This is a genomic window from Caldanaerobacter subterraneus, from assembly GCF_004345675.1.
Taxonomy (GTDB): Bacteria; Bacillota; Thermoanaerobacteria; order Thermoanaerobacterales; family Thermoanaerobacteraceae; genus Thermoanaerobacter; species Thermoanaerobacter subterraneus.
This window is the reverse complement of record NZ_SLWU01000065.1, coordinates 1-2433: the sequence shown is the minus strand read 5'-3', so window position 1 is coordinate 2433 and position 2433 is coordinate 1. Positions and strand designations below refer to the sequence as shown.

Annotated in this window: 3 protein-coding genes and 1 pseudogene; 1 reads left to right on the top strand and 3 read right to left on the bottom strand. The window is 31.2% G+C overall.

All coding sequences use genetic code 11. The annotated features are described in order from the left end of the window. Positions 1–507, top strand: a pseudogene (locus EV203_RS13210) (tetratricopeptide repeat protein); the annotation flags it as partial. An 86-nt stretch (positions 508–593) separates the two neighbouring features. Here EV203_RS13210 and EV203_RS13205 read toward each other — a convergent pair. From EV203_RS13205 to EV203_RS13195, 3 genes are all read right to left on the bottom strand, one after another. Next, positions 594–797 carry a DUF2281 domain-containing protein gene (locus EV203_RS13205; protein ID WP_011026400.1) on the bottom strand — a complete coding sequence of 68 codons (204 nt, stop codon included), beginning with the start codon at positions 795–797 and terminating at the stop codon, positions 594–596. A gap of 245 nt (positions 798–1042) precedes the next feature. Beyond that, a complete protein-coding gene (locus EV203_RS13200) occupies positions 1043–1522 on the bottom strand; it encodes a hypothetical protein (protein ID WP_011026401.1) in 480 nt (159 codons plus the stop codon). A 40-nt stretch (positions 1523–1562) separates the two neighbouring features. Then, positions 1563–2129, bottom strand: a complete 567-nt coding sequence (locus tag EV203_RS13195) for a hypothetical protein (protein ID WP_011026402.1) — start codon at positions 2127–2129, stop codon at positions 1563–1565. Positions 2130–2433 lie beyond the last annotated feature (304 nt).

The window sequence follows — 2433 nt, the reverse complement described above, 5'->3', positions numbered from 1 at the left end:
TTAGAAAAATTGATTGAAGCCATGAAACTCACTATACCAGATTTTTCTCTTTCTAACTATACCCGCTTTGTGTACAGCAGTATGGAAGTTAGAATTTTAATGAATATCGCCCTTATACTAAGAGAAAAAGAATCATACGAAAAATGTATAGAAATACTTCTTTTCTGCTTAGAAGCACTGGAGCCAGACAATGTAGAAGAAAGAATTAGGGTATATTATAACCTTTCCTATGCGTATCACCTATCTTCCATATATGATAAGGCGCTTTATTACGCAGAAGAAGGTATTAAAACTTGTATAGATAACAAGACTTTAAATGGGTTGGCACTTTTATACTTCAGAAAGGGAATTGCCGAATTTAAGCTTAATAGAGAAAACTACATAGATTCTCTTTTAAAGGCTGTAAATCTTTCAGAAATATGTGGGCATGAAAAGTTAAGGAAAATGGTCATAGAAAATTGCAAGAAAATTTATAATATAGACCTGGAAAATTTTCAAAAGCTTTAATATAAAAAAACAGCAGAGAGTAAAATGTTAGCATTCTACTCCTTGCTGACTATAAAATCATCGGTTCTGCCGCTCTTTAACTCCCCTCAATTATTTGTAGGAACTTTCTTGGAGTTATCCCTTATTCCTTCCACAAATTTAGAAATACTCACTTCTGTATAACCCAATTCTTCCAACCTTTGTTTAGTTTCTTTTGTTGTTTCAAATAATTCTTTCACAATTCTCATTCTCTTTTGAATAAGATATTCTATAAAATCTAAAACTTCTTTTTTAGCATTTTTAGGCAACATCCTTGCATTTTAATAAATAATATCATCAAGTTTATCATTATCAAAATTTGTCATTTTAAACACAACCATTACAAATTTCTTAATTATATTCTAATACATTCCAACAATTATTAAAATTCAAACTTTATCACTTTTCAAGAGACTTAATTACTTCCACTGTCTTTTGTTTTAATATTTCTGCTCTTACTTCTGGATGCTTGACATTTGTATGAGGTGGATTGTTTTATGCTTACCTTATTGTAAACTCAATATTCTCCATTATTATACGCATCCAAATAGCCCAAGTAAGCATAGAACATAGGTGTTTTGTTTTTATAATCAAACTCACTAATTCCTTGTTCAATGAATAATTCTAAAAGCAATCTGTTACAATTTGAATGGATGCATCCTGTTTTTGTTTCAAAAACAACATAAATTATATCATCTTTTTCATTATTGGATATGTGCGCATAATTGGACTGATAGTACAAATTACTTTTATCATTTTTGGAAAGTTTGTATGCAATGAAATTCAATTCATCAGCAGTAAGATTTAATTGCTGATTTCGCAAACAATGAACGACATTAAATACAATGTGCTGCATAATAGATTTTGGCAAGTCTGTTGTGGAAATTTCTATAATATCCACTTTCTGTTTCAAGAAATCAATTAGCTCTTCAATACTTTTTTCACCAGGAGTAATTTTATGTTTATATTTTTTTACTAAGTTCTCTCTGTTATTCATTGTCTTAGCTCCTTTTCATTGAAAAGTTTTAATTCTTTATTTAGTTTATTGTAACTGTACCTGTAAATGTTAATGCTGAAAGCCAACCACCAGAAGTCAGATTATACCCCTGTAAATCCTTAACACTTACCTTTACCTTATTAACATGAGTTGGTATTGTAGCATATCCAATAAAAACTGTACCTACGCTGGAGACACCAGTATAGTATGTACTGTACGTCTTCCCATCCCCAAATGTTGCATACGTTTTTGGAAAGAGAAAGCTCGTATCCTCTATGGTTAAAGATTTGAAACGCCAAGCGTAATATAGATCAGTTCCACTCCAGGTTAAATACACATGACAAGTGTCAGTATTTCCGGATCGGGTTATAGTAGCATAAATTATAGTAGGAGTAGATGCCGTTGTGATATCATTTGTGGATGTTTTTGCTGAATCCGAAAGTATTTTACCAATCTCTGCCACGTTAAGATTTTCATTAACTGTGACAATAGGAACCTCAATATAAGTTTCATTTTCGATTTCAGTTGCCATAGCTTGAATACAAAAAGTTACAATCATAACCATAGCTAAAAAGATACTACTTAAGATTTTTCTTCTATTTTTCATCGTGAACCCTCCTTCAATAAACATGGCTACCAAGTGGATAATTGAGCTAAACTGATTCAATAGTTTGTTGAACTTAATCAAACTCTATAATTTTGACAATTTTTGTGTGGTAAGATAGACTATACTTGAAATAGTCTATCTTAGCTAACTACTACCCACCCCTTTTAACCCTATTTAACGTTACCGCCTCCCTTTACTTTTCCTTCTCTTACCTATATAATATATGGTAAGTTAAACAATTTCAACCCGAATTGATTCTGGGTGGTGTGTAAAAAAATGGATGGATTCTATTATGACTTAGAGG